This window comes from Bacillus licheniformis DSM 13 = ATCC 14580 (genome assembly GCF_000011645.1).
Taxonomy (GTDB): domain Bacteria; phylum Bacillota; class Bacilli; order Bacillales; family Bacillaceae; genus Bacillus; species Bacillus licheniformis.
This window is the reverse complement of sequence record NC_006270.3, coordinates 1160343-1184556: the sequence shown is the minus strand read 5'-3', so window position 1 is coordinate 1184556 and position 24214 is coordinate 1160343. Positions and strand designations below refer to the sequence as shown.

General features: G+C 49.1%; 21 protein-coding genes. 10 read left to right on the top strand and 11 right to left on the bottom strand.

Annotated elements, in window-relative coordinates; translation table 11 throughout:
- The first annotated feature begins 7 nt into the window (after positions 1-7).
- Positions 8-1387 carry an ammonium transporter gene (locus TRNA_RS27350; protein ID WP_011197751.1) on the top strand — a complete coding sequence of 460 codons (1380 nt, stop codon included), beginning with the start codon at positions 8-10 and terminating at the stop codon, positions 1385-1387.
- Positions 1388-1518: 131 nt separating this feature from the next.
- Here TRNA_RS27350 and asnB read toward each other — a convergent pair whose 3' ends face one another.
- Positions 1519-3360 (bottom strand): asparagine synthase (glutamine-hydrolyzing), encoded by a 1842-nt coding sequence (gene asnB, locus TRNA_RS27345; RefSeq protein ID WP_003180460.1) that lies wholly within the window; start codon positions 3358-3360, stop codon positions 1519-1521.
- Positions 3361-3524: 164 nt separating this feature from the next.
- Here asnB and TRNA_RS27340 point away from each other — a divergent pair, with 164 nt between their 5' ends.
- Complete coding sequence (locus tag TRNA_RS27340) at positions 3525-4091, top strand: DUF2777 domain-containing protein (RefSeq protein WP_003180458.1); 567 nt, start codon at positions 3525-3527, stop codon at positions 4089-4091.
- A gap of 39 nt (positions 4092-4130) precedes the next feature.
- On the opposite strand, the gene TRNA_RS27335 is transcribed toward TRNA_RS27340, so the two are convergent.
- The 4 genes from TRNA_RS27335 to cotG all read right to left on the bottom strand — a co-directional run bounded on the left by TRNA_RS27335 (position 4131) and on the right by cotG (position 7507).
- On the bottom strand, positions 4131-4487 hold the full coding sequence (locus TRNA_RS27335; protein ID WP_011197750.1) for a YisL family protein: 357 nt from the start codon (positions 4485-4487) through the stop codon (positions 4131-4133).
- Between the two features lie 133 nt (positions 4488-4620).
- Positions 4621-5673: a ribosome small subunit-dependent GTPase A gene (rsgA, locus tag TRNA_RS27330; RefSeq protein ID WP_011197749.1), complete on the bottom strand. Its 1053-nt coding sequence runs from the start codon at positions 5671-5673 to the stop codon at positions 4621-4623.
- Positions 5674-5942: 269 nt separating this feature from the next.
- Positions 5943-6848 carry a fumarylacetoacetate hydrolase family protein gene (locus TRNA_RS27325; protein WP_003180452.1) on the bottom strand — a complete coding sequence of 302 codons (906 nt, stop codon included), beginning with the start codon at positions 6846-6848 and terminating at the stop codon, positions 5943-5945.
- Positions 6849-7000: 152 nt separating this feature from the next.
- Positions 7001-7507: a spore coat protein CotG gene (cotG, locus tag TRNA_RS27320; protein WP_009328889.1), complete on the bottom strand. Its 507-nt coding sequence runs from the start codon at positions 7505-7507 to the stop codon at positions 7001-7003.
- Positions 7508-7672: 165 nt separating this feature from the next.
- Here cotG and TRNA_RS27315 point away from each other — a divergent pair, with 165 nt between their 5' ends.
- Positions 7673-8746, top strand: a complete 1074-nt coding sequence (locus tag TRNA_RS27315; protein ID WP_011197748.1) for a CotH kinase family protein — start codon at positions 7673-7675, stop codon at positions 8744-8746.
- Between the two features lie 166 nt (positions 8747-8912).
- Positions 8913-9092: an aspartyl-phosphate phosphatase Spo0E family protein gene (locus tag TRNA_RS27310; RefSeq protein ID WP_011197747.1), complete on the top strand. Its 180-nt coding sequence runs from the start codon at positions 8913-8915 to the stop codon at positions 9090-9092.
- Between the two features lie 81 nt (positions 9093-9173).
- Here the strand turns inward: TRNA_RS27310 and TRNA_RS27305 are convergent, their stop codons facing one another.
- Entirely contained in the window at positions 9174-9467 is a 294-nt protein-coding gene (locus tag TRNA_RS27305; protein ID WP_011197746.1) for a DUF3784 domain-containing protein, read from the bottom strand.
- Positions 9468-9648: 181 nt separating this feature from the next.
- On the opposite strand from TRNA_RS27305, the gene TRNA_RS27300 reads away from it, so the two are divergent.
- The 6 genes from TRNA_RS27300 to TRNA_RS27275 are packed head-to-tail and all read left to right on the top strand — an operon-like array spanning position 9649 to position 11583.
- A complete protein-coding gene (locus TRNA_RS27300) occupies positions 9649-9870 on the top strand; it encodes a spore germination protein (RefSeq protein ID WP_003180445.1) in 222 nt (73 codons plus the stop codon).
- Positions 9871-9881: 11 nt separating this feature from the next.
- Complete coding sequence (locus TRNA_RS27295; protein WP_003180443.1) at positions 9882-10124, top strand: spore germination protein GerPB; 243 nt, start codon at positions 9882-9884, stop codon at positions 10122-10124.
- Between the two features lie 20 nt (positions 10125-10144).
- A complete protein-coding gene (locus TRNA_RS27290) occupies positions 10145-10750 on the top strand; it encodes a spore germination protein GerPC (RefSeq protein ID WP_009328892.1) in 606 nt (201 codons plus the stop codon).
- Positions 10747-10926: a germination protein GerPD gene (locus TRNA_RS27285; RefSeq protein WP_009328893.1), complete on the top strand. Its 180-nt coding sequence runs from the start codon at positions 10747-10749 to the stop codon at positions 10924-10926. The genes TRNA_RS27290 and TRNA_RS27285 overlap by 4 nt, the downstream gene beginning before the upstream one ends.
- Positions 10923-11309, top strand: coding sequence for a spore germination protein GerPE (locus tag TRNA_RS27280; protein WP_009328894.1), 387 nt, complete (start codon positions 10923-10925; stop codon positions 11307-11309). The genes TRNA_RS27285 and TRNA_RS27280 overlap by 4 nt, the downstream gene beginning before the upstream one ends.
- 55 nt (positions 11310-11364) lie before the next feature.
- Complete coding sequence (locus TRNA_RS27275; protein WP_009328895.1) at positions 11365-11583, top strand: spore germination protein; 219 nt, start codon at positions 11365-11367, stop codon at positions 11581-11583.
- Positions 11584-11626: 43 nt separating this feature from the next.
- Here TRNA_RS27275 and sbcC read toward each other — a convergent pair whose 3' ends face one another.
- From sbcC to modB, 5 genes are all read right to left on the bottom strand, one after another.
- Complete coding sequence (gene sbcC / locus TRNA_RS27270) at positions 11627-15019, bottom strand: exonuclease subunit SbcC (RefSeq protein ID WP_011197745.1); 3393 nt, start codon at positions 15017-15019, stop codon at positions 11627-11629.
- Positions 15016-16197 (bottom strand): exonuclease subunit SbcD, encoded by a 1182-nt coding sequence (gene sbcD / locus TRNA_RS27265; protein ID WP_011197744.1) that lies wholly within the window; start codon positions 16195-16197, stop codon positions 15016-15018. The genes sbcC and sbcD overlap by 4 nt, the downstream gene beginning before the upstream one ends.
- A gap of 64 nt (positions 16198-16261) precedes the next feature.
- On the bottom strand, positions 16262-19954 hold the full coding sequence (gene addA / locus TRNA_RS27260; protein WP_011197743.1) for a helicase-exonuclease AddAB subunit AddA: 3693 nt from the start codon (positions 19952-19954) through the stop codon (positions 16262-16264).
- Entirely contained in the window at positions 19941-23441 is a 3501-nt protein-coding gene (gene addB, locus TRNA_RS27255) for a helicase-exonuclease AddAB subunit AddB (RefSeq protein WP_009328899.1), read from the bottom strand. Before addB ends, addA begins: the two co-directional genes overlap by 14 nt.
- 109 nt (positions 23442-23550) lie before the next feature.
- Entirely contained in the window at positions 23551-24207 is a 657-nt protein-coding gene (modB, locus tag TRNA_RS27250) for a molybdate ABC transporter permease subunit (RefSeq protein WP_009328900.1), read from the bottom strand.
- Positions 24208-24214 lie beyond the last annotated feature (7 nt).

The following is a 24214-nucleotide window of genomic DNA, read 5'->3' as shown; positions in this document are numbered from 1 at the left end:
GATTCTTATGAAAACCAAGGTATCTGCCGTCCTGTTCCTCAGTTTTTTCCTCGCAGCATCAGCTCTGGCCGCCGAACCGACGGTGCAATCGGTCAATGACTCGGTCAACATGACATGGGTAGCCATCGGCACTCTGCTCGTCTTTTTTATGCACGCCGGTTTTGCGATGGTTGAATCAGGCTTTACAAGAGCTAAAAACACGTTAAACATTTTAATGAAAAACTTCCTGACGATCTCTATCGGCTCCATCCTTTATTTCTTCGCCGGATACGCGTTCATGTTCGGGGACAGCGCCGGCGGGTTCATCGGCACAAGCGGTTTTGCTCTAGCGGGTGATCAGGATGTCGGATTTTTCGTCTTTCAGGCCGTGTTTGCCGCTACGTGCGCCACCATTATTTCCGGCGCTGTCGCTGAACGGATGAAGCTTGGCAGCTACATGATCTTGACGCTGTTTATGACCGGTCTCATCTATCCGGTTGTCGGCCATTGGACTTGGGGGGAAGGCTGGCTGTACGACCTCGGATTTGTCGATTTTGCCGGATCTTCAATCGTTCACTTGACAGGCGCTGCGGGCGCAGTTGCGGCTGTCATGTTTCTCGGGCCGCGGATCGGAAAATATACAAACGGCAAGGTCAACGCCATTCCAGGGCACAGCATTCCGCTGGGCGCTCTCGGCGTCTTTATCCTGTGGTTCGGCTGGTTTGGGTTCAACGGCGGAAGCACGCTTGCGGCTGATCCCGCCGCCGTCCCGCACGTCATCACCACAACCCTTTTAGCGGCATCGGGCGGAGTCGTCAGCTCGGCGCTGTTCACTTATTTCCGCTACGGCAGGATCGATCCTTCCCTGACGCTGAACGGCGCGCTAGGCGGCCTTGTCGGAATTACCGCGGGCGCGGACGGCGTTTCATTTACAGGCTCGATATTGATCGGATTCATCGCCGGTGTCATTTTAGTTGTCGGCGTTCAGTTTATCGACCAGGTGCTGAAGCTTGACGATCCCGTCGGCGCCCTTGCCGTTCACGGTATTTGCGGTGTTTGGGGGACGCTTGCAGTCGGGCTTTTCAATACATCGAGCGGTCTCTTTTACGGAGGAGGAGCCGCACAGCTTGGCATTCAAGCCGTCGGCATTTTGTCGATCGCGGCCTGGACCCTCGCTGCCACATACGCTGTCGCCGCGGCAATGAAAGCCCTCGCTCCGATCAGGGTATCAAAAGAGGAGGAAATTTCCGGACTAGATTATGCCGAACACGGTTCTTCCGCGTACGAGTATAAAGAAAGCTACATCGATCAGGACGATGTTGACGTAAGCTCCGCTTTCGGAACGGATCTTGTCTCACGGCTCAACAATTTAAAGCCTGGACCTTCTTCCAAAACTGAACAGGTGTGACTCTCATGCATCCGGCTCTCAGGCCGGCTTGCTGATCATAGAAATCGGCGGTGTTCAAAATAAACGCCGCCGTTTCTTTATAGCTTAGCTGCCAAAACGCAGAACACCCGGCATATGCCGGGTGTTTTATGTTATTCCTCGATATCAATTCGATAACTTTCAAACCAAGTATGGATTTGGGCAAGGTGGGCGATCAGCTGCGGTCCCTTCATCAATTGTCCGTACCACGGAACTTGAAATGATGCACCTTCCGTCTCAATCAGCCGCTCCAGTTTTTTCTTTTCTAAGAAAGCATAGAGCGCCGAGTCTTTTTGCTCCAGCAATGACTCCAGCCAGCGTATCACGGCTTTCGTATAGGCCGGGTGGTGCGTTTTCGGATATGGGCTTTTTTTGCGGTACAGCACTTCATCAGGCAAAATGCCTTCCAGCGCCTTGCGGAAGATGCCTTTTTCACGGCTGCCATGCATTTTGACATCCCATGGAATATTCCAGACATACTCGACAAGCCTGTGATCTGCAAACGGAACCCTGACCTCGAGGCTCGCACCCATGCTCATTCTGTCTTTTCGATCCAAGAGCGTTGTCATAAACCAGAGCATATTTAAGTAAAACAGCTCTCTCCTTCGTTTCTCCGCACCCGTTTCTCCTTCCAGCAGCGGTGTTTCTTTAACTGTTTCCTCATATTTTGCCTTCACATATTCGCTGAGGTTCAGCTTTTTCTGCCAGCCGTCCTGCAGAAGTCCGATCCGTTCTTCCATTGATCTCATCCATGGGAAACCTTTCACATCTTCTGCCGAATGGAACCAAGGATAGCCGCCGAAAATTTCGTCCGCGCATTCCCCTGAAAGGCTCACGACAAAGTCTTTTTTAATCTCGCGGCAGAACCATAGCAGGGAAGAATCGACATCAGCCATCCCCGGCAAATCCCGAACCAGTACGGCTTCTTCCAAATAGGCAGCCAGCTCCTCCTGGGATATCACGCAATTGTGATGAACCGTTCCGAATGCATCGGACATTTTTTTAATCCACGGGCCGTCGGCGTTTGGCTGAAATGAGCTTGACGTAAAATATTGCTCATTGTCTTCATAATCGATCGAAAACGTATGAAGGGGCGCCTTCCCTTCTCTCTCGAAATGCTTGGCGGCCGTTGCGGTAATGGCGCTCGAATCGACCCCTCCAGATAAAAACGTACATACCGGCACATCAGACACAAGCTGCCTTGTAACGGCGTCCTGAAACAGCGACCGCACATTTTCCACCGTTTCGTCAAAGCTGTCCGTATGCTTCTCGCTTTTCACATTCCAGTAGCGCCAAACCGTTAAACCGTCTTTTGAGAAAATCATCGCATGCCCCGGGCGGATCTCCTTTACTCCTTTAAAAACACCGCTCCCCGGCGATCGTGACGGGCCGAGGCCGAAAATTTCTGCCAGCCCTGAACGGTCTACCTTTGCTTTCACTTCAGGATGAGCGAGGATGGCTTTGATTTCAGATCCGAACAAAAATGATGAGCCCTGTTCGGTGTAAAAGAACGGTTTAACACCAAGCCGGTCGCGTGCCGCAAAAAGAAGATCCCGCTTTTCATCCCATACCGCAAATGCAAAAATTCCGTTCAGCCTGTCGATGCATTCCTCTTTCCATTCCATGTATGAATGAAGCAAAACCTCTGTATCTGAGTGGCTCTTGAATTGATGCCCCCGCCGCCTAAGCTCTTTTCGCAAATCCTCCGTATTATAGAGCTCGCCATTATAGCAAATCGTATAATCATATCCTTGATGTGTGCGGGTCATCGGCTGTCTGCCGCCTTCCAGATCCACAACTGCCAAGCGTTTATGTCCGAATAAAACATGGCGCTTTCCCCAAATATTCGTATCATCAGGTCCTCTTTTCGAAAGCGTATCAGTCATCTTCTCCATGATTGACTGCTCTCGGACAAGCGGCTTCTTAAAATCGACCCACCCCGTTATTCCACACATTGTCGATCAGCTCCAATTCTAATGTACTTCCTCTGCTTTAGGCTTCACTTCCTTTGTCACTTTACCTATTTTATGCACCTTAAAATAATAGTTGAATTGTCCAACAGAGTCTTGTATGAGACAAGCCCGTTTTGGAAAAAACGAAATAAGAAAGGAGACCGCCCATGGACACCGAACGCCAGAAACGACTTTATGCCGAAAAGCGCAAATGGATTTACGGCAAAATTTTAATGGAAGACGGGATCTGCCTGATTGAAAATGAAGAAGGAGATTTGCTTTTGGTTGAAAGCCTGAACAGCCCCGGAGTTTTCATCAGCATAGACGGAGAATGGCAAAAAGCCGAACTGTTTGATCAATTCGCCGTAACGGAAAAACCGGAGACCGTGAAGCTGACAGGAGGAGAACCGATCCGTTATCTGAAAACGGTAAAACAGGCATTCCTCGAATTTTTGAACGATCTGGAAGACGGACAGTTCTATTCTTTTTTGGATCAGCTGAACAGCCTCGGCTTTTCCGTCTTTGACTGCGTCTTCGCCTATAACGGCCTGAGCTTTTGGCCCGAGAAAAAGGATGTCAAGGGCGTTTCGTTTTATCAGTTTTCTCATGATATGAAACAATGCGCCCTGCAGCATCATTACGAAAGAAAAGAGGAGTGGAAGGACAGATTTGAATGGACCGCTTCAGATGGGGAACGAATCGTTATGATTTCAACATTCAAGCCGCCGACATAAAAAAGACACCAGTCCTCATAAAGAACCGATGTCATTTAATTAAAACACTTTAAAGCCCAGCGGAAGCCGGAGTCCAAGCACAACCGTCAAGAGCAGAACGACAATAAAGCCGATCCAGATCCCAGTGGCCGCTTTTCCGTTTTTCCTGCGGATTAAAAGCATTTCCATGAATCCGATGGTGATGAGGCCGAGCAAGGCCTTCGCTATGTATTCTCCGTTCCATGCCGTGAACTTTAAAAAAAGCTGCGCCCCGGTAATGATAACGATAATATAGAATAAGCGGAGAATCATATGTGTAATTTTTGCGCCTTTGCTGTTTCCAGATGAGTAAAGCCCGTAAGCAACGAACACTAAAATGAGCGCGATCACCCAAGACGTGATATGCATATGCGTCATATTCATTTTTCCCCCTATCAAATCAGGTATCGTTCTTATCTTATCATGAACCGGTCCATTAAACAAAACAATGTGAACGCTGTCATTTCCGCAGCAAAAAGACGCTGAAGCCATTTATCAGCGCCTTTTTCATTTATTTGTTTTTGTTCTTTTTCATGCTTTTCGTTATCTGTTTCCACCGCTTTTTTTCCTGCTGCATCGCCCGTTTATCCGTTTTTCTTTCGAGGTATTCGAGCTCTTTTTTTAATTTCAGGTAGCTTTGGAACCGGCCGGCATCCAGCCTCCCGTCAGCCAGCGCCTCCCGCACGGAGCAGCCGGGTTCTGTTTGATGCAGGCAGTCTGAAAATCGGCAGTTTTGTGCAAGCTGGTCAATATCGCTGAAACTCTGCTTGAATCCTTCTTCCGATTCCCAAAGCTCTAAGGCCCGCATCCCCGGCGTATCGATTAAAAGCCCGCCTTCAGGCAGCATAAACATCTCCCTGTGCGTCGTCGTATGCCGCCCTTTGTCATCATCTTCACGAACGGATTGGACGGCTTGCCTGTCTTCCTTCAGAAAAAAGTTGATGATCGTTGATTTTCCGACGCCTGACGACCCTAAAAGGGCGACGGTTTCCCCTTGTTTCACATACGCTTTCAGCTCATCCATCCCACTGCCTTCATGAGCGCTGATGACGTGAATCGGCACCCCGAATGCCACGGACTCCGCCTGGCGCACCTTTTCTTCAATCCGGTCAGCAATGTCCGCTTTGCTTAAGACGATGACGGGATTGGCTCCGCTTTCCCATGCCAGCAGCAAGTAGCGTTCGATTCTTCTCACATTAAAATCCAGACCGAGCGCATTGACGAGAAAGATCGTATTGACGTTTGCTGCGGTGATCTGTTCCTCCGCCGGCTCACCCGCCGCTTTGCGCGAAAATTTGCTGAATCGGGGAACGACCTCCGTGATGATTCCCTTCTTTTCGCCGCCGCGTGGGCGCATATACACCCAATCGCCGACAGCGGGGTAGTCTCCGCGGCTTTCCACTTCAAACCGCAGCCTGCCGGAGATTTCGGCAAGCCACTGACCTTCTTCCGTCCATACCCGGTACAACCTTTTATGCTCAAGGGCGATCCTTCCCAAAACCAGACCTTCCTCATCCTTTAAAGCTTCCATGATATATTTGATGCCTAATGCTGATAAATTCAATTCGGTTTCCTCCTAAAGATCTGATGATTGATTAAAAAAAGAGCCGCAAATACACGGCTCTTTCAACATATAAACACTCCATGAGCCGGTTCACAGCCCATGGAAATATCACCAGATCCATTTGAAGAATACCAGTCGAAATATTACATGGGCTGTGCAATGATCGTTTGTTGGGCAAAAAAGACAATATCCATTCTCATCACACATCCCTCATTTCTAAAAAATTTGACAGCTTCATTATATGCTAAAGCCATCCTTTTGACAATCCTTTATTTAACTGGATTGGAAAGCGTTCCGATCGGTTCGATCGTAATGTCGACCTGATCGCCTTTTCGGAGGAACTTCGGCGGATTAAAGCCTTTGCCGACTCCTGACGGCGTACCGGTTGCGATAATATCCCCCGCTTCAAGCGTCATTCCTTTGGACAGCGTTTCGATCATTTCCGCAATCGGAAAAATCATGTCCTTTGTGCTCCCCGACTGGCGGAGTTCGCCGTTCACTCTCGTCTCCACCTTCAGGTCACCGGGGTCTTCAATCATTGATTTATGTACAAGAAACGGCCCCATCGGGCAGGTCGCATCAAGGCTTTTGCCGATAAAAAACTGCTTGTGCCTCTTTTGCAGATCGCGCGCCGTCACATCGTTAATGATCGTATAGCCGAACACATAGTCGAGCGCTTCAGCTTTCGGGATGTTTTTTCCCGTTTTGCCGATGACAACCGCGAGCTCGCCTTCATAATCGAGCGCCTCTGTCACGCCTTCGTGGGCATCAATCCCTTCCATGTGGCCGATGACCGAAGTCGGCGCTTTTGTAAACACCATGATATGTTCGGGAATATCTGCTTCACTTCCCATTTCAATCGCATGATCCCGATAATTTTTTCCGATGCAGATCACATTTTTCCGCGGTTCGGGAATCGGTGCAAGCAAATCGACGTCTGACAGCGGATAAATATACGAACCGCTCTCTTCGCTGTTTTTCTTCTTTGACCATTCCACTAGCTGTTCGACATGGCGGACAAACTTCTCTCCCTCGCTTACGCATTCGATAAGCGTTTCAGGTATCGTTTCAAGCTCAAACAGCTTTTTTTCCGCCTTTTGCAAATCCATTATCTTCTCATCCATGACAAGCCCTACAAATGTACGGCTGTGCAGCTTTGCTGTCGCAAACTTCATAAATATTCCCCCGCAGTATGATTTAAAGCTATTCTACATATTCTCTAAAAAAACGAAAATTCCTTTCCTCTTTCAGAAAACCGCTTCTAAAGTCCCGGGCGTTCCTTCCCGGAAAAGAAAATGGCGGCTCACCATGCAGCAAGCCGCTTTTCTTATTTTTTCCGGTAGATGACCTCGGTCAGATTTCCGTCAGACCATTTTGTAATGGTTTCATAGCCGCCTCTTTTATGATGGTGAGTCTTCTTGCAGCGATGATGGTCGGGGCGTTTGCGGCCGCATTTGTCGCGTTTTTTGCAGTCGTGATGTTTTTTGCTTTTGTCAGGCTTCTTACAGTCGTCTGGTTTCTTGCTTTTGTCAGGCTTTTTGCAGTCATCGGGTTTCTTGCTTTTGTCAGGCTTTTTGCAGTCATCGGGTTTCTTGCTTTTGTCGGGCTTTTTGCTTTTATCCGGCTTTTCATAGTCGTCATGCTTCTTGCTTTTATGATGTTTTTTGCTTCTGTCCGGCTTTATTCCCCACCAAAGATCCCAAATGTTATGCGGACGCCGCTCTTTTCCAGAGCCGGCGTATTCTTCGGGTTCCCGGTCTAAATAATGGTCTCTGCCTTCGCTCTTCAGCTGGTCTACTGCCTTTTTAATGTCATGATCATGGACACCACTCATCTTGTAACCTCCTGTTCTTCCTTTTTTATGTCCTGATTTATCATACGCGCCGTAAAGACAAGTGTACTGAGGCAAATGACTGTTTTTGTTCAAACTTAGGCGGTCTGCTTCCGGGACAGGTTTTTTTCACATATGATATGTCAGCTGAAAAAGGAGGAAATGATGATGAGTGCCACTGCCTTGCCGGCCTTTAGGCTGCACATTCATCCGAAGCATCTGCTTGAGTTGAAAAAAGACGTCTGGAGTGATGAAGCCGTTCCCGGCATGCTCTTGACCGGTTCAGCAAAGACGCCTGTCGCAGTGTCATACAGAGGGGCCCACACCCGCAAACTGACGAAAAAATCCTATTTCATTCAATATCCGGACAATAAAGAAAAGGCTGCGTTTCATTTGAACGCGGAATATCATGATCCGTCTTTCATCAGAAACAGGCTTTCCTTTCATTTTTTTGAACAAATCGGCGTCCTTGCGCCAGCAGCATCACACGTTTTCCTTTATATCAATGAAAAAAAAGAAGGCATCTATTTAAAAATCGAATCTGTTGACGATCATTTCTTAAAGAGGAGAAATTTAGAAAGGGGGGCCATTTATTATGCCGTTGATGACGATGCTAATTTTTCTCTGCTGAGTTCCTTCAATAAAAAGGCTAAGCAAAATCTCATGCAGGGATACGAAAGAAAAACGGGTTCAAGCCGCCACGATGACTACCTCCATGAGTTTATCTACTTTATCAATACCGCCAAAGACGACATATTTGAAAAAGAAATCAAACGCTATCTCGATGTCAAACAATATTTGCTGTGGCTCATCGGCGCCGTCTGCACCCAAAATTTCGACGGCTTTGTCCATAATTACGCGCTTTATTTAAACGGTCGCACAAAAACGTTTCAAATCATTCCATGGGATTATGACGCGACATGGGGACGGAATATTCACGGGGAAGAAATGGAGCACAACCGGATTCCGGCGAAAGGCTATAATACGCTGTCTGCAAGGCTGCTCGACATCCCGGCTTTTCAATCCCAATACTTTAATTTAATGAAAAATGTCTTGCACCGCCAATTTACAATCAGCCGGCTTTCGCGGTATGCGGTAAACTGGCACGAGACAATCGCGCCTTTTCTTGAACATGATCCTTATACAACCGTCACATACAGCCGGCTCGAAGATGAGCAAAAACAAATTTTTCATTTCATCGATCAGAGGAAGCGGTTCCTGCTTTTCGAGCTTTCCCGATAATAGACTGTCGCTGTCCTCCGAAAAAAATGTCACATTTTTTGTCATATTGGCGAAAAAAATCCCTTTTACACAAAATAAGGTATACTAGCAATATCAAGGACATCAATGCGCTGAATACCTGAAATTACCGACTCAAAATACAAATCGAAAGTTGGAGACTGCCATGATGAACAATAAAATTGAAGCAAAAAGACTGGCCTTATTTGAAGCTGCCGAAAAGTTCGGCATCAACTCCAAAGAGGCCATTCGATGCAGTCAGGAATTGGACAACTTGCTGAATCAAAGAATGCAAAAGGATGATAACTGCGTGCATGCGGAAGAAAGAAAAGGCCGCCACACGTCATGACCTCCGACTGCAAGCTGCGCCTGATGCCGGCCTCCTTCCTCCTCCATTTCATCATCCGTTGATTTCGGGTCGCAGCTTGGGCTATTCGGCCATTGTTTTTTGAACATAAATCATCGTGCAAATACCGTAGGCAAGAATGGCTGAAGGTGTAAAAGACTCTTGATACGGGATGTAAACAACCCCATTTAAAAATAACAAAAATCCGCTGTTCAAAAAGAAATACCCAGCGATTTTCGCCAGCTTAACCTGATCCCTTACCCTTTCCCGGCGAAACCCCCGCAATATCCAGGTTTGCTTTTTTATTCCGACTGCATATGCGGCCGCAAAGAACAGCAGGGCTGCAGCGATTGATATCGGATTCAATTGAAAATACATACGTCTCTCCCCTTATCGCACGTTTTCCTTCTTCATACGTTTTCTCATCTTATTAGTTTCACCAGTATGTGATCTGCACTCACGGAAGAACCTCATTTTTAATCACAAAAGCGCCTAATCAACATAGGATATGGTGTATAGCCCATAAAAAAATGTTTGATCAATTAAAGGGTGTGCCATCATGCCAGCTATTGTCGGAGCTTTTAAAGTAAATGCCGTCGGTACGAGCGGCGTTGTTCATGTCGGAGACTGCATCACGATTTCTCCTTATGCAGAAGTTAAAACATTTGCGGGTGCCGGCAGCTTCAATACCGGAGACGGACTCAGAGTATACAACCAGAACAGCATCACCAACACATATGACAACGATGTAATCGATCAGCCGGTCGCAGGCAACCTGTAGGGAGTGAAGGCATGAACTTTTATATCAATCAAACAATACAAATCAATTATTTAAGAGTTGAAGGAATCAGCAACTCTTCCGTATTGCAGATTGGAAGCGCCGGTTCAATCAAAACACTTGCCAACCTGTACAATACCGGAAGCTACACAGAACCCGCACCTCCGGTAACCGGCGAAGTCTTTGACGACGCTTTTGGAGATGGGACTCAACCGACTCTCGTTCCTCTTCACGCTCCTTCTGTTACAGTACCATAGATATACGGGGGTGTAATCTCATGAAACAAAGCAATCCACAGAACTGGTATGTGTATTTGCAGCAGCAGGCTGCGCAAATCCAGAGGCTCGAAAGTCAGATTGCCGTATTGCATTCGGAGTTGAACCAGCTGAAAGAAAATCCCGGCACCCGGATCGACCGGATCGAATACAAATTTGATCAACTAAAAATTGAACGCTTGGACGGAACGCTAAATATCGGACTCAATCCTGCGGACCCGGATAATGTCGAAAACTTTGAAATCAGCCAACAGCCGCCGGGTATCGGAATGCTTCAGCAGGAGCTTGACAGCCAGCTGATGCAGCAAACGAGACAGCTTGTCGATGCCTATTTAAACGAAGAGACCCCTCGTTTGCTGGAACAGCTTGAAGACCGGTATGACAGCAAACTGGACGATACAAACCGCCACCACATTATCGAAGACATCAGAAAGCAAATCGACAGCCGTATCCGCTACTACGTCAAACATGTAAAGCCTGACGGAAACATCCAGCCCCGCGAGCATGCAGAACGGCTGGCCGACTATGTCAAACGAGATATCGCACGGGCAATCGAGCACTTTCTCAAATCAATACCTGACGAAATGAAAGGAAATGAAAACGAATGAATTTTACCGTTGTGAACCGCTGTTTTGATGTAGGCAATATTGTGATCACCGGTGTGTCCACTTCTTCTGTTTTTCTGGTCGGTGATACGGATTGCATTTCTCTGTCATCGATTTTTGATACACCGCCTGAATCTCTCATTGTCGGGCCGTTTGTCCCGCTGGCGCCGGAATCATGATTCTCAGAACGTCCAAAGTGAAGTTTTTAAAAGTACACTCTGTCGGAATAAGCAGCACGCTGCAAATCGGAGACACGGAAGAGCAGTTTCTCAAGTCAAAAGTTCTCGCCGTTCAAAGATACCTTTCTCTTTTTTACGGAAATGAAGGGTCATTTAAACAGGATGATTTTCAGCTTTTCAGGCAGCCGATCCCGCAACTTCTCCCAGAAACCGGCGTATGCTCGGCTTTTTTCCATGAGATCCCCTTCATCCGTGTAAGGGCGATTAAAATCAACGGTGTATCATCATCCTCCGTTGCTCAGGTCGGCTCAACGCGCCGCATCAATGCCGACTCGAGAGTCAAACATATCAGAAAGCTTCCTCCCGCAAGGAACTCACAATAGCAGCCCGGCCGACATATACTGGTTCAGAGACTTCTACAAAGGATGTCGATCAATCATGCCAGCCATTGTCGGACCCATTAAAATCAATGAAATCTCAGGAGGAGTAGTGAATTTCGGCGATTCTTTTTATCTATCTCCAAAAAGCACTTCAAAGTCTGCGCTCGGTTCTGGTGCTGGTAACACTGGAGATTTCCTTATCGTCAATAATGGTATAAACGCGACAAATTATATAGACCCGGATGTAAGCGACCAGAATGTTGTCGGAAATGCATAAAGCAGCCTCTTCCTTAGAAGCAGGCTGCTTTTTGGTTATAAGATTAAATCATTTCAAGCGATACGGCTGTACCTTTGCCGCTTGGTTCAGCCGGATGCACAATCAGCTTTTTCGGCAGCCTTGCCCGAAGTTCCTGAACATGGCTGATCACACCGACCGACAGATTGTCAGACTGAAGCTTCTCCAACGCAGTCACGACCGTATCCAGCAAATCCTGATCCAGCGTGCCAAATCCTTCGTCCAAAAAGAAGAATTGGAGCGGATACTCTCCGCGAAGCTGAATCTGCGCCGAGAGTGCAAGCGCCAGCGCAAGCGAAGTCAGAAATGTCTCCCCGCCTGACAGACTCGTAACAGGGCGCTTGACTCCGCCGTTGGCATCGTCCCTCATCACAAAGCCGCCTTCTGAGTCGACTTCAATTGCATACCGCTGCCTTGTCAGTTCTCCGAGTCTTGCAGATGCGTCTCTTGTGACGCTTTCAAGCTGCTCTTCTGCCAAGTATTCAACAAAGCTGTTTCCTTTAAAGACGGCTTGGAGCTTATCAAGGCGGTCGATGTATGTCTGCCATTCAGCCAACGATGTTTCAAGCTCCTTAAACCTTTTATGGTTCTCGCGGATGACGGCGAGAGCTTTGCCGGCCGCTCCCCTTTCCTCTAGAGCTTTGCTGAATGCCTCCTCCGCCTGGTCCTTCGTGACTGCGGCTTTTTCCCAATTCTCTTCAGAAACAGATCTGCCGTCAAGCTTTTCCGTAATTCGCTTGATATTGGACTCGCACTGCTTTGTGTGATCCCAATACAGTTGAATGTCTTCTTTCAGCCGGGAAAGCTCATCGCGGTCCAAAATGCTCGCTTTCACTTCAGAGGCCTTTTCGAACGGTGTGCCTCCGGCTTTTTCCTGCCAGATGTCCGCCGCTTTCGCAAGCCTTGCTTCCGCTTCGCGCAAAGCGAGCTCACACCCTTTAGTCTGTCCTCTTAAACGGCTGACTTCGGATTCGGTCTCCTTGAGCCGTCCGTAAAGCGTCTGTTCCTGCTCATGCAGCTTGGCCAACTGCGTTTTCACGTCTTGAAGCTTTTCGTCGATCGCAGCTGTATCGGGATAGCCCGTCAGCTCTTTTTGATAATCGTTTATGTCTTTTTTGAGGCTTTCGACCGCATAATGAAGGTCAAGCTTTTCTTTATCAAGCGCAAACAAGCGCTCGGTGAGCTTCTCTTTTTGCTGTTCATGTTCCGTGAGAAATTCGACGCTCGTTTCGATTCGCTTTTCGAATTCCTCTGCGGCCAGATCTTTTTCTTCAATCGTTTTTTGCCATTTTTCAGCCTGTTCATAAGAGAGGCCGCCGAATTGTTCGCCGAAGCTTTTTTGGCGTTCATTTAACTCGTCATTCAATTCGCGGACGCGGTTTTGAAGCCTGTTTTGCTCTTTTTCTTCATGGCTGAGGCGTTCGCTGATTTGGTCGCGTTTTTTGCAGAGCTCTTTATATGTGTGAAGGAGCTTTGACATCCGGCTTTTTGTCTCGGCGAGATCCTGTCTGATTCCTTTCCATTCAAAGCTGATGCGGCTGAACCGTTCGGGAATGGTGCCTTCTTCTAGCGATGCAGCAGTTTCAGGCAGTTCGTGTTTGCTTTTGACTAAAAACGGGCATTCGCTCATCAGGTGGCCGGACTGCTGTTCGAGCGCCACTTTGGCTGAGAGAAACTCCTGAGCCAGCGCGCCGGCTTCTGCGATGATGGCTTCCGTTTTCTCCAGTTCGGATTCCGTCTCTTTAAAGGACGGGCTTTCCGTACCGACACCCGCGGGCATTTCATGATGTACAGACCCGCAGACCGGACAAGGCTCACCCTCTTTGAGCTGCTTTGCCAGTTCGATTGCCAGCTGATCACGGTTTGCCTGTTTCCGTTTTGCGACAATCTCTTCTTTCTTTTGAGTCGCGAGACGGACGGTCTCAGAGAGCGATCTGTCCGTTTCGCAAACGAGCGCATACGCTCGTTCGACAGCGGCAAACAATGCCTGGATGCGTTCGGTTTCATCCTTCACCTTCTGATCCACCGCTTGCTGTTCTTGCCGGAGCTCTTTGATCAGCGCCTCCTGCTGATCGAGCCGTTTTTTTTCTAAAGCGGCATCGCTGTTAAGCTGCTGAATGTGAAAAGCAAGCTGATTGGCCTTCCGGCAGTTTTTGCGCTCTTCGCTGGATACCTGGACAGATTTCAGCTCCGCTTTCAGCTGATTTTGCTTGGCTGTCCCGCGTTCAAGCAGGCTTTTCACCTTGGCCAGTTCGTCTGCCGCATGCTTGATTTCCTCTTCTTTCAAGCGCTGTTCCCGCTGCTTTTTCTCAGCTTCTGCCTGTGCGGCAAGCCGCTTGTTTTCAATTTCCTTCAAAGCGGTGAGCTGTTCTTCTTGCTTGAGAAGCTCCGGTTCTTTTTCATTTTTATGACGCCTGAAATTCTCGTACTCGCACTCTGTTTTTTTATGAAGCTCTTCGTATTGTTCTAATTGTTCCCGCGCTTGTTTTTCTTCCCGAAGTGCGCGCTCGGCATCTTCCCGCGCTGCCAGAAAGGCGTCTGCATAAGGCTTGAGCGTATTTGCCGTTTCAGCGAGATGCAGGCGGCTTTCTTTTTCCCGGATCTGTTCCTTTTTCTTTAAAAGCTCCGCCTCTTTTTTTAGATAGCTTTCTTTTTCTTGCTGCAGATTCCAAATTTCCTGGTACTCCGCAAAGCGCTGCGCTTCCGCATCTCGTTCGCGCCTCTTGCTTTGCAAAAGGGTTTCGGCTTCTTCGAGATGCTGTTCCGCCAGCTTCAGCGCCTCTTCCCCCGCATCGCCCAATCCAGCCTGCTCGGCAAGCATCTCGTTTTTTCTGGACTGAGCTGTTTGCGCCTGTTTCTTTAGTTTTTTGACGAGCCTGTCCCCGTATTGTTCAAGGTTGAACAGGCGCTGAAGCATCTGCCTTCGCTCCGCTCCTTTCAAGGAAAGAAATTCGGCGAATTTTCCTTGCGGCAGGACGACTGCCCTTGTAAAATCGTCGATCGTCAAGCCCAGCAGCTCTTCGATTTTTCGGTTTACTTCATTCGCTTTATCGGCCAGGACGATTTGTTCCTCTTTCATTTCAATAAAGCGGCATATCGACGTTTTGACCTTGACGGCGTCTGTCCGCTTAAAGACCCGTTCCACTTTATAAGCCGTCTCATGGCCTGTCTGCAGCTTAAACGTAAACGATACGGCAAGCTCATCTTCGGCATGGTTCAAAATGCCGTGCGTATTATTGGCGGCCCGCTCCACTTTCCCGTACAAAGCAAGAGTCATCGCATCAAGAATCGACGACTTGCCGCTTCCGGTCGGCCCGAAGATGCCGAATACACCGGCATCGCACAGGCGCTCAAAATCGATCACCTGCTCCTGCCTGAAACTGTGCAGGCCCTTAATAGACAGAGAAATCGGCTTCATGTTTCATCCCCCTCTTCCTGTTCCGATCCTGAGGCGAGTTCCAGAAACAGCTTGACGGTTTCCTCATCGGGAACCGCTCCGCCGGTTTGTCTTTCATAAAACGCTTTAAACCGTTCTTCAATCGGAACGTTTCTGGACCGGGACTTCTCTTCAGCCGATGCGGCTTCCTCAAAAACCGGACGTATATGGATGATGCCTTGACGCGCTTTTCTCAATCGGTGAATCTCTTCAATCGACAGCTGGTCTGTCAGATGGATTTCAAGATCGATCCACGCGTTTTTATCCCGCTCTTCCTCCAGCCAGCTGTACACTTGGGACATCCCTTTTTCCGCCTTCCATTTGACGAGCGGTTTTCCACTCGTCAAATGGACCTCTTCCCATGATGCCGTTTGACCGGGTGCGGCTTCGACAATGGTGACTGATTTTGCGTATCCCGCTTCGGAAAAGCTGTAGGCAAGCGGTGAGCCTGAATATCTGGCAAGCGTGCGGGCCCTTTTGATCGTCTGCGGGCGATGAAGATGCCCGAGCGCCACATATGCGGCGTTTTCCGGCAGGCTTTCCGCAGCGACCGTATATGCGCCTCCGACTTCGATCGGCCGCTCGGAATCCGTCTGGCTGCCGCCGGCCACATAGATATGGCTTGCCGCAATCTGCACCGCGTCCTTTCTCGCCTTGCTGCACATACGCTGAAAGGTCTGCTTGATTTTCTCATCATACTGGTCGCGCAGCAGCTTTTCATCAAATGTCTCCGACAGCACTTCATTCAGTCTGGACTCGGAAGGATAGGCGAGCGCCGCGACTGACAAGATCTCCCCACTAGAAGCGACTTCTATGTCAACCGGCGCAGTCCTCGGGTACCCGATCAAGTGGATGCCGTGGTCTGTCGTTAACGGAGAGGCCGCGGAAAGGCGGTCCGGATTGTCATGATTGCCGGCAATCACGACGACCGGACGGTTTCCTTTGTCAGACAAGGCTGAGAGGCTTTCATAAAAAAGCTGTTCAGCCAGTGCAGGCGGGTTCACTGTGTCAAAAGCGTCTCCGGCCATGATAACAGCGTCGATCTTTTCATCTTTTACGATCCTTGCGAGCTCTTCAAGAAAATCCTCCTGTTCTTTCAGTCGGCTTCTCCCTTCAAGCGTTTTTCCCAAATGCCAGTCCGCTGTATGTAAAATTCGCATGTGCGCCTCACCTCTCTTTTCATTAAAGCTCCCCCCGAAATCGTCAGGGGGAAGCTGCTTCATATTAAAATAAGAGCACGTGTCCTCCGTCAAAAAAGTACAGCGCGCGCCCTTTGAGCGGCATTTTAATCATCGTTTCAACGGCTCGTGCGTAAAGCTGAATTTGTGTTTCGTAACGTTTTCTTAAAATCGGCTCGGCCCCTTCGAAGCCGTTCCGGTACTTTCCGTGTATCCGGTCGGTTTTGTAATCTAGAAGGTAAAAACCGTCCTCCGTCTCGAATAGGCAGTCGATAATTCCCTGTATCAAAACAGGTTCATCGGCTGACTCAAGATCCGGATAAACCTCTTTAGCGGACAGCGTCATGTTAAAGGGAACCTCCCGTTCGACGCGGCGGGCGCCGAAAAGCTTTTGTCCGATTTCCGTATCAAAGAATGCAAGAATGTCGTCTTCTTCAATCGCTGCCCGCTGGTCTTCTGTTAACAGCTCTTTCTCAACAAGCCTGTCTAGAAGGCGGCTGAGCTCATTCTTTTCAGGCGTACGGGTCAGCGGAATATGCTGCATGACGGTGTGCATCGCCGTCCCCCGTTCGGCTGCGGTCAGGCCTTTTGCCATCATAAAGGACGGCCGTTTAAACAGGAGAGCCTCCTGTGATGGACGAATAAGCGAGCGGTCGCCGTATTCATCCTCGTATTCCTTCTGCCGTTTCATTTCTGAGACAGATTGTTTTGTTCTGACTTTGGCGGCGTCCTTGTATGGATATGACCATGCCAGTCGTTCTCTGACTTGCTGCTCATATTCAAAGGCGCCTTCAATCGCATGGCCCATTTGAATTTGGACGAGCCGGTCGTGTCTTTCTTCACCGGCCTGATCGACAGCCTCAGCTTGTAGATCCGCGGCGGACAGCCAGCTGACCTGAAAGCGCGCCGGATGTTCGCGGATCTCATCAATCACAGGCGGCGCCCCGGATTCATCCATATCTCTGTGCCTCATCAAAGCAGGTCCGATGAAATCCAGATATGATTTTGCCTGAAACCGTTCATAATCCGGGAGCAGCCACTCGGACCCGGCCGCTTGTGTCCGCCAGTCGGCAAGCAGCTTTTCTTTATCCTTCGCCGTCCCGACCAGGTACAGCTTTTCCTTGGCCCGGGTAAGGGCGACATACAAGACGCGCAGCTCCTCTGATAAAAGCTCGCGGCGGAGTTTTTTCTTCATCGCGATAAGCGGCAGCGTCGGATAGCTGATCCGCCACTTCGGATGGATAAACTTCGTTCCAAAACCGAGCTCTTTATCCAGCAGATAAGATTTGTTCAAGTCCATCATATTAAAATTCCGTCCGAGACCGGCGGTAAATACGACAGGAAATTCAAGCCCTTTGCTTGAGTGGATCGTCATCAGCCGAACAACGTCTTCCTGTTCGCTTAGAGCCCTTGCCGTTCCGAGGTCATCGCCCCGCTCCTGCATCCGCTCAATAAATCTTAAAAAGCGGAACAAGCCGCGGAATGATGTCGCTTCATAGGATCTCGCCCTGTCGTAAAGCGCGCGCAAATTGGCCTGCCGCTGTTTTCCGCCCGGCATTCCGCCGACATAATCCAAATACTTCGTATCCCGGTAGATTTCCCAGATCAGCTCTGCTACAGAGTGGTTTTTCGCATAAGCTCTCCACTTCTTGAGCAGACCGTCAAAGCGGCGAAGCTTTTCGCTGAGCCTCTCATCGCCGTCTGCTGCAGCAAGGTACGCTTTCATGGCTTCGTAAAACGGCGCTTTTTTATCTTTGATTCTGATCAAGGAAAGCTCATTCTCATCAAGACCCACAACAGGCGATCTGAGAACGGACGCAAGCGGGATGTCCTGATAGGCATTATCGATGATTTTTAATAAAGACAGTGTGACCGATACTTCTGTCGCCTCAAAATAACCAGTTGAGAGGTTCGCGTATACGGGTATTCCCTGCTGTTTAAACTCGTCCATAATTTGAGGCGCCCAAGGCATCGACCGCAAAAGCACCACGATATCACGGTACTGGATGTTTCGCGACGCTTTCGCTTTGGCATCATATACTTGAAATTTTTCTGTAATCAGCCTGCGGATCTGCCCGGCCATCGCTCTTGCTTCAAGCTGGACCGCCTCAAGCTCTTCAGCCTCTTCACCCGGCGCGCCGCTCGGGGTTTCGATGAGCAGAAGCTCCGTTTTTGTCGCTTCGTTCGGCGGATAAGAGGCGCCGAGCTTCAATTCGGCTTGTTCGTCATACTCGACTTCCCCGACTTTTTCTCCCATGAGCTGTTTGAATAAAAAGTTCGTGCTGTCCAAAATATCTGAACGGCTTCTGAAGTTTTTATTTAAATCGATTTTCTGGCCGGAACCCGAGCCATCGTCTGTAAAGCGTTTATATTTCGAGAGGAACAAAAGCGGCTCAGCCAGGCGGAACCGGTAAATCGACTGCTTGACATCGCCCACCATAAACAGGTTCCCCTCATGCTCCTCTTTGGCGACGAGCTTTAAAATCGCTTCCTGGACCAGGTTCGTATCCTGGTATTCATCAACAAGCACTTCGTGGAACTGATGGCGGTAAAACTTCGCCGCTTCGCTCGGCACGGCCTCGCCCGCCGGATTTTTCACGGATAAAATCGCAAGGCAGTCGTGTTCAAGGTCTGAAAAATCGACGATCGCCTTTTCCTTTTTCGCTTCCGCAAACCGCCTGCCATACTCCAGCACGAGCTGGACAAGCGTCTGAATGACAGGCTTCATTTCCCTCAGGCTCTCAAGGTGCTGCTCCGGAGTTCGCGAAAAATAATCGCTTTTCAGCTTTTCAAGCTGCTTTTTCGCACTGTTGCGGAGGTCTGCCGCCTCATCAACCAATCTGGGATCGTACTCATCACCTTTGCATGGCTTCAATCGTTGAAACGAAACGGTCGGTACAAGCTCATGCAGGGCCGAAAAATCATCCTGCTGCTGAATCAGCCTGTCGATCTGCGCTAAATCATCGAGAAAATTTTCGGCGCGCGGAGCAGGCCCCCCGGGCTGCTTCGTCAAATCAAGCGCGCGCGTCAGCTTTTGCCGCATACCTTCCAGAACGAGTGCGATGTCTTCTTTAATGTAAGAATAAAACGGCAGAGCCTCAACCTTCGTATCCGAAGCCGCGTCATACAGTTCAGCCAATGAGTGAAGCCAGCCCTCCGGATCGGGATGCGAACGGGAAAATTCGTAGACCCGCTTGACAAGATGCTGCAGGTCGAGGTCATGACGGTCTGTCGTATATCTGTCTACAAGTTCAAAAAAGGCAGGATTGCCTTTTTTGTATTCTTCTTCAAACAGTTCATCCAGCACCTCATCGCCGAGCAGCTCGCCTTCCGTCTGATCGGCGATCCGGAAAGCCGGATCGACATCGATCAAATAGTAATATTTGCGGATGACTTGAAGACAGAATGAATGCAATGTTGATATGCTCGCTTTGTTTAATAAAGCAAGCTGTCGGCGCAAATGAAGCGATCCCGGATTTTCGGCAAGCTCTTTTTCGAGCGCTTCGCCGATCCTGTGCTTCATTTCAGCCGCAGATGCATTTGTAAAGGTGACGACGAGCAGCCTGTCGACATCTACCGGTCGTTCCTGATCCGTTATTTTCCGAATGATCCGTTCAACCAGCACGGCCGTTTTTCCGGAACCGGCCGCTGCCGCAACTAAAATGTCCCGGCCGGATGAGACAATCGCCTTCCATTGGTCATCAGTCCAGGTGCTGCCCTTCGGTTTAGAAATCTCCATCTGCCTCATCCTCCTTTTTCAGCCGCTCCAATATCACGCTGTCTTTTTCAGGTTTTAATATTCGGTATTCGTTTTCCTCAAGCGATTCGTCAAACTGGCAGAATGACCGGTATGAACAATATGTGCACGGTGTCCGGTCTTTTAGCTTGTAAGGCTCGATCGACACTTTGCCGTCTGTGATCTCCTCGCCGGCCTGCTGAAATGTCCGGCGGATATGACGCCTCAATACATGAAAATCCTCTTCTGCAACAACGTCAGAATCCGAACGGAGCGAGCCGTCTTTTTTCAAACCGGCGCTGATAATATTCGACCTGCCTTGTTCCAGGGTGGTGTCCATCAGCTTGACCGCTTCCTGGTCTCCCAGGAGCAGCCCTTTCATCTTGAACTTTTTGAAAATCTCTTTTTCTATTTCATCAAGGCCGAGCGGCACTGAAGCCTGGATCATTGGATCGTGCACATGAAAATAGAGCACGCCTGCCGGGGATGCTTTCATGCCGAGCCAATCGGTTGAATGCGTGATCGACAAATCGAGATATGTCAGCATTTGCAGGGCAAGCCCGTAATACACCTCGGCCAAATCGAGGCCTTTATCGCTTGATTTATAATCAACAATCCTAAGCAGCAACCCTTTTGAGCTCTCCGCTTTATCCACTCTGTCGATCCGGCCGACAAGCTCCATCGTGCAACCGTTCTTCAAGGTGAAACGCATTGGAGGAAGCGGACCTTTCCCTCCGAATCCGAGCTCTATGCCGACGGGGGCAAAGCCGCTTGCTTTTGCATGCTCACTTAAAATGCCCGATACCCTGGCAATGATTTTTTGCAGCTTCTGCTTCACATAATGATGACGGTTCGAACTGAGCAGAATCTCCTTTTGCAGTTTAGGCGCAAGCCGTTCAACTGCATCGCTTGACAAAGTCTCGCACTGGGCTTTCGTTAAGTCGCGCCAATCCAGTTTAAGCTCGTGAAGCCGGTCTGAAATCAGCTTCAGCGCAGAGTGGAACAGCTGACCGATATCCGGAGCTTCAAGCTTGAAAAATTGGCGTTCCTTCAGCTTTAAGCCGTGCGAAGCAAAATGGGAAAACGGACAGGCCTTGAACGTCTCCATCCGCGACACGCTTCCCTGAATGTGCTCCCCGTATAAATCGCGGCTCACATGCCGGTTTAGGTTTTCGACCTTGTTTCTGAAAAACAGGCTGGACAGGATGTTTTGAGAAAAGATGCGGTCAGGCTCATTCATTAAAAAGTTGTATGTACTCCACCATACATCGCTGATCGCATACTGCCTCGTCCAGATGCCGAGCTGCCCTGCCAAATGGCTCAAGGCGATGCCTTTATTCACGAGAAATTCAAGCTGGGCTTCATCGTCCAGCTGCTCGGGTTCATGAATCAGCATCTTTTCTTCGCTGTCCGGGAACAGTTCATTCAGCCGTTTCACCACTGTTGAAGGAAGCAGCGTCTTCCCTTCCGAATCAGCGATCGGATAGGAGACATAAAGCTTTTCAGACGGGCTTGAAAGCGTCATATAGATCAGAAAATTCTCGTCCAATAGCTGCTCTCGCCCTGTTGCCGCCAGCTGTGCGCCGTTTCGTTTCAGCCACTCCCTGTCCTCGTCTGAAAGCACGCCGTCATCCGCAGGCCTCGCCGGAAGTATGCCGTCGTTTACACCGATGAGAAATGTACATTTCGTGCCGTACATCCTTGAAAGGTCCATATTGCCGATAAACACTTGATCAAGTGCGGGCGGAATCAGCGCGAATTTCAAAGACTCCAATCCGGTTTCGATCATTTGCTGAAATAACGCAAACGAAATCCGCTCTGTGCCCATCATTTCAACAAACTCGTCCAACAGTTGAATAACGGCATCCCATACTTGCTCATGCTGGCGCGACTCGGCAATCCTTCCGCCTTCTTCGGCTAGCCGCCTTTCCTGTTCAAGCTTCATCGGAACATCGGCTTCTTCAAGATAAAGGTAGACGGCTTCGGCCATTTCCCTTACTGTTTCAGCTTTTTTCAAGCGCTTCTGCAGCCTGTGAATCGGCGGAACGATCCAGCCCTTTAGTTCATTGAGCATATTTTCCGTTTCAATCTCTTTGTCTGTCTTGGCAAAATCCTCATCCAGTGAAGCGTATCTTCTGTAAACAAACGGATCTTTGCTTGTCCATCTGTCTCCTTTAATGCCATAAGCAATACAGTAGTTTTCAAGCTGGTCAATCTGTTCGCGCAGCCGTTCCTTCGGCTGTCCTTCCGGGAATAAAAGCTCCGTTTTGACACAGCGGAACACGGCTTCATACCGCCAATTTCCTTTAATGATATCAAGCGTCGAACGGATCAGCTCAATAAGCGGATGATTTTGCATCGATTCCTTGCCGTCTATGAAAAAAGGAAGTTCGCAGTCTTTAAAAACTTCTTTTATCGTATCTTTATAATCTTCAACATTGCGGGCGATGACAGCAATATCCCTAAGCCGGAACCGGCCCTGGCGGATTAAAGAATGAATCTCGCGCGCAATTCCTTCAATCTCGGTTCTTCTGTTCGACGCCTGCATGATGCGGAGCGATTCCGTCTGTCCGGGATACGGTTTTGCAGGACGTTCATCAAAATAGCGTTCAAGATGCTGAAGCTCCGGATGATGCCGGTGCCGTTTCGTTTCTTCCAGCCGCACTTCAGACGGATCAAGGCCGAGTTCCTTCGCCTTTTGGTAAAGGTCATAGTACGCCTTCCCGGTCATCCTGAACAGATGGAGATCATTCGGGCTGTTTGCCGTAAACGGCTTATCCGCCGTCAGCGAAAACGTGATCTCTTCGGCATGTACCATCAGCTGTTCTAGTACGCTCATCTCCTGAGGCGTGAATTGGTGAAATCCGTCAACGTAAACGGCAGCGTTTCTAATCTCTTCCGCATACGGAATCTGTTCGGCTAAAAGGGTCAAATAATCTTCAGATTGAACATATTGATTCTCCAGATTTTCCTCAAGCTTGCTGTACAAAATATATAAGTCGTGCAATTTATCGGAAAGAATCCGTTCATCTTCGTATTCCGACTTGCCTGTCCCTTCCATCATATCCCGGATGCTTTGAGGCGGCAGACAGTGCCGTTTAAATTCGGTCAGCATCCGTTCCACCTGCTCCGTAAATCCGCTTTTATCGCTTGCGTTTTGATAGACTTTAAACTCGCCCTTATGCTCTTCAATCAGTCTCCGCAGCAGCATCTGAATGCCCGTTCCCGTCAAGAACGGCCGGTTCATGCCTCCGGTGTGTTGGAGCACTCGCCAGGCAAGCCGTGAAAAACTGTACACTTGGGCGCGGATGGTGCCGCCCAAATCTGGTGTTTTGCTAAGCTCGTATTCCATTAAAAACGTCATTTGATCCGGGACTAGAAAAATGATCGGTTTTCCGAGCGGTTCATCGCGAAGTTTTTCTCTGATTTCATTCAGGATAAAGGTCGTTTTCCCACTCCCGGATCTGCCTGATAAAAATACTGCTCCCACTAAGCCCGTCTCCTTTCTGTTTCTTACTCTTTATTCTATCGAAACATCCGCAAAATAACCATTCTCCAAAACTGGGAAAAAACCGTATGAGCACTTGCACCCCATACGGCTATTTTTGCTTGAACTGCACAAAAAACAGCATCAAAAACGAGATGATCGCGATAGAGGCGACCCACATCCATGCCAGCGTCATATTGCCCGAATCGATCGCCAAGTATATCGCCGTCGGCACCGTCTGCGTCACCCCCGGGATAATGCCCGCAAACATCAGCGTTGCGCCAAACTCGCCAAGCGCCCTCGCAAAGCTGAGCACAATCCCCGTCATGATTCCATTGGATGCAAGGGGAACGGTGACAAAGAGGAACACCCTCCATTCGTTTGCTCCGTCAACCCTCGCTGCATCCTCGATGTCGCGGTCGACAGCCAGAAATCCGGATTTTGCAGACTGATACATTAACGGGAACGCGACAACCGCCGCGGCGATCACAGCTGCCCACCAGGTAAAAATAACCGGCGCTTGAAACACGTTTTCAATCAAGCGTCCGATCACGCTCTGCCTTCCGAAGATCACAATTAAAAAAAATCCGACAACGGTCGGCGGCAGAACGAGCGGCAGCATCATCACCGTCTCGATAATGGACTTGCCTTTAAAGTTTCTGTTCGCCAGGAGCCTCGCTGCAGCAGTTCCAAGCAAAACGGCGATGATGCCCGCTGCGGCTGATACTTGGATGGAAATTTCAATTGGGGATAAGAACTCCTCAAGCATAACGGCG

What these genes read in the sequence shown, in the direction of transcription:
- sbcC (WP_011197745.1), bottom strand. Translation starts at nt 15,019, where the DNA reads ATGAAGCCGATTTCTCTGTCTATTAAGGGCCTGCACAGTTTCAGGCAG.
- asnB (WP_003180460.1), bottom strand. Translation starts at nt 3,360, where the DNA reads ATGTGTGGAATAACGGGGTGGGTCGATTTTAAGAAGCCGCTTGTCCGA.
- TRNA_RS27350 (WP_011197751.1), top strand. Translation starts at nt 8, where the DNA reads ATGAAAACCAAGGTATCTGCCGTCCTGTTCCTCAGTTTTTTCCTCGCA.
- TRNA_RS27310 (WP_011197747.1), top strand. Translation starts at nt 8,913, where the DNA reads ATGAACAATAAAATTGAAGCAAAAAGACTGGCCTTATTTGAAGCTGCC.
- TRNA_RS27285 (WP_009328893.1), top strand. Translation starts at nt 10,747, where the DNA reads ATGAATTTTACCGTTGTGAACCGCTGTTTTGATGTAGGCAATATTGTG.
- TRNA_RS27335 (WP_011197750.1), bottom strand. Translation starts at nt 4,487, where the DNA reads ATGACGCATATGCATATCACGTCTTGGGTGATCGCGCTCATTTTAGTG.
- TRNA_RS27295 (WP_003180443.1), top strand. Translation starts at nt 9,882, where the DNA reads ATGAACTTTTATATCAATCAAACAATACAAATCAATTATTTAAGAGTT.
- TRNA_RS27290 (WP_009328892.1), top strand. Translation starts at nt 10,145, where the DNA reads ATGAAACAAAGCAATCCACAGAACTGGTATGTGTATTTGCAGCAGCAG.
- cotG (WP_009328889.1), bottom strand. Translation starts at nt 7,507, where the DNA reads ATGAGTGGTGTCCATGATCATGACATTAAAAAGGCAGTAGACCAGCTG.
- TRNA_RS27305 (WP_011197746.1), bottom strand. Translation starts at nt 9,467, where the DNA reads ATGTATTTTCAATTGAATCCGATATCAATCGCTGCAGCCCTGCTGTTC.
- TRNA_RS27280 (WP_009328894.1), top strand. Translation starts at nt 10,923, where the DNA reads ATGATTCTCAGAACGTCCAAAGTGAAGTTTTTAAAAGTACACTCTGTC.
- TRNA_RS27275 (WP_009328895.1), top strand. Translation starts at nt 11,365, where the DNA reads ATGCCAGCCATTGTCGGACCCATTAAAATCAATGAAATCTCAGGAGGA.
- addA (WP_011197743.1), bottom strand. Translation starts at nt 19,954, where the DNA reads ATGGAGATTTCTAAACCGAAGGGCAGCACCTGGACTGATGACCAATGG.
- modB (WP_009328900.1), bottom strand. Translation starts at nt 24,207, where the DNA reads ATGCTTGAGGAGTTCTTATCCCCAATTGAAATTTCCATCCAAGTATCA.
- TRNA_RS27325 (WP_003180452.1), bottom strand. Translation starts at nt 6,848, where the DNA reads ATGAAGTTTGCGACAGCAAAGCTGCACAGCCGTACATTTGTAGGGCTT.
- TRNA_RS27315 (WP_011197748.1), top strand. Translation starts at nt 7,673, where the DNA reads ATGAGTGCCACTGCCTTGCCGGCCTTTAGGCTGCACATTCATCCGAAG.
- sbcD (WP_011197744.1), bottom strand. Translation starts at nt 16,197, where the DNA reads ATGCGAATTTTACATACAGCGGACTGGCATTTGGGAAAAACGCTTGAA.
- TRNA_RS27340 (WP_003180458.1), top strand. Translation starts at nt 3,525, where the DNA reads ATGGACACCGAACGCCAGAAACGACTTTATGCCGAAAAGCGCAAATGG.
- TRNA_RS27300 (WP_003180445.1), top strand. Translation starts at nt 9,649, where the DNA reads ATGCCAGCTATTGTCGGAGCTTTTAAAGTAAATGCCGTCGGTACGAGC.